The following is a 2,310-nucleotide window of genomic DNA, read 5'->3' as shown; positions in this document are numbered from 1 at the left end:
AGATAAGAGTTGTTAAAATATATCGCTATAAGATTGACCTTTTGCTTTTCAATCGTCCTGCTTATGCCTTACAATCTTTTCGAACCAAATCCATTCATAACGAATGGGGTTGATGAATTAAGATGAACAATTTTGCTTCGAACCCAAAGTTGCGCACATTTTATCAACGATGACATCGCCAAAAACGACTCTCAAGTGTTCATGTGCAAATGATTAACCACCTTTTGTTGCGTGTTTTCTTAGCCATACAGGGCTCTTGTAACATAGTGCTCTTGTAACCAAATTTTGACTAAGTCGGAGCGTTTTGTTGTGTGCTTTAGATAAAGCACAACTGGTGAGAAATTAACGGATTGAATTTAGAGGTATTAACCGTGAACCTAAAACTTGTCGGCAGCTCCCTGATCGTTGCAGGTACTGCTCTTGGCGCTGGTATGCTTGCTATACCAATGGTGCTTGCTCAATTTGGCCTCCTTTGGGGCACTCTTCTTATGTTGTTCATCTGGGCTGGAACGACTTATGCTGCGCTGCTCCTTCTTGAAGCCAGTTGCAAAGTAGGTGGTGGTGTGAGCATGAATGCAATTGCTCGCGAAACGCTTGGTAAAGGAGGCCAGTTGGTAACCAACAGCTTGCTTTACGCCCTGTTAGTTTGTCTATTAATGGCTTACATCATTGGTGCGGGTGATCTCGTACAAAAAGTAACAGCCTCATTTGGGCTTCCAACATCTACGATCTCAAGCCAAGTCGGTTTTACTCTTTTAGTTGGTATCATTGTTTCGGCAGGTACAGGGGTAGTAGATAAGCTGAATCGCGGTTTGTTCCTAGGCATGATCGTAGCGCTGATCCTGACCCTTTTTGCGCTTGCACCAAGCGTCTCGTTTGAAGGACTTGATGAGGTTGTGAGCGACGATAAAATGGCACTTATCAAAACCAGTTCGGTGCTTTTCACCAGTTTCGGTTTTATGGTCGTTATCCCATCGCTTGTAACTTACAACAAAGAAGCGAGTAAAACACAGCTGCGTAATATGATTATCGTGGGCTCAACTATTCCGCTTGTTTGTTACCTATTATGGTTGTTAGCGGTTGTCGGCAACCTACCACCTCATGAGCTTGTTCAATACTCCAACGTAACAGAGTTGATATCGGTACTAGGTCAGCAATACGAGGGCTTAGAGTTCATCCTATCCATGTTTACTGGTTTGGCACTACTAACGTCGTTCTTAGGTGTTGCAATGGCGCTATACGATCAAAATGCAGACCTACTGAAAGCAAGTAAGCCAATGATTTTTGTTACTACTTTTGTACTACCACTATTAGGTGCTGTATTTGCCCCAGAACACTTCCTAGCTATTCTCAGCTACGCGGGGATTATTCTTGTGTTTCTCGCGGTCTTTGTCCCATTATCAATGACCATGAAAGTGCGCCGAGTGCCGGTAGAAGATGACAATATTTATGAAGCTGGTGGCGGCGCAATGGGAATGAGCATGATCTTCCTATTCGGCTGTTTCTTGCTGTTTGCCCAAGCAGTATAAAATCACGCTAGCTTATTTAAAAACTGAGCCGCTCGTAGTCAAACGGGCGGCTTTTTTGTATTCATAGCCGAACCCAGGCCACTCGAAGTCATCAGCATTTGTGATGTTTGACGTTTCTCTGATAATCACGGTTAGCGCTGACTTTTTAGTAAAACTCCTTAGCGAAAGGCTGACATGTACAGTGATTCACCCTTCTATTATATCGATGTTGATATGAATAAGAGGCTCTGTTGTGTCAAAGCAATTATCTTTTGCCATGGTTGGCGTTATGTTGTCTTTAGGTGTGTTGAGTACAGAAGCGGTGGCTGACCCGAAGCATAAGCATGGACATCGGTACGATCACCATCATGCGCATCACCACCATCATAAACACAAGCGCAAGCACAAGCATAAACACAAACATCGTGACGTTATTTATGTGGAGACCCGACGACCAAGGCGCAGTTACTATTACCATGACCGAATTCCTCGGAATAGTACCTACATAAAGATTGGAGATTTCACTTATCTAAAAGTGGACGACCGTTATTATCGCCGTTCTAATGATCGCTATATCCATGTCGAGTTCAATTAAACTTGAAAGGGCACATAGTCGGCGTTCTTGTAATGTTGAGCTTAATAGCAACAACATGGCACATGTAACATCGACCAATACTAGGGTTGAGGGGTAAAAACAAAAACAGCGAGCCGGTGCTCGCTGTTTTTGCTTAGATGAGTGTTAGACAGTAAATCTATTTAAGATTTGATCTTGTTTATGTACATCTTCTTGTTGCGCCTGCAT

The 2,310-nt window shown here is 43.2% G+C and carries 2 protein-coding genes; both read left to right on the top strand.

Features of this window, described 5'->3' with window-relative positions:
- Positions 1-371 precede the first annotated feature (371 nt).
- Positions 372-1,529 (top strand): amino acid permease, encoded by a 1,158-nt coding sequence (locus CAG68_RS13825; protein ID WP_161441285.1) that lies wholly within the window; start codon positions 372-374, stop codon positions 1,527-1,529.
- 232 nt (positions 1,530-1,761) lie between these two features.
- Positions 1,762-2,103 carry a hypothetical protein gene (locus CAG68_RS22370; protein ID WP_080276968.1) on the top strand — a complete coding sequence of 114 codons (342 nt, stop codon included), beginning with the start codon at positions 1,762-1,764 and terminating at the stop codon, positions 2,101-2,103.
- Positions 2,104-2,310: the final 207 nt, after the last annotated feature.

It is taken from the genome of Vibrio sp. V42_P2S4T144 (genome assembly GCF_009904715.1).
GTDB classification, from domain to species: Bacteria; Pseudomonadota; Gammaproteobacteria; order Enterobacterales; family Vibrionaceae; genus Vibrio; species Vibrio alginolyticus.
The sequence above is the reverse complement of the archived record's forward strand: the minus strand, read 5'-3'. Positions and strand labels throughout refer to the sequence as shown.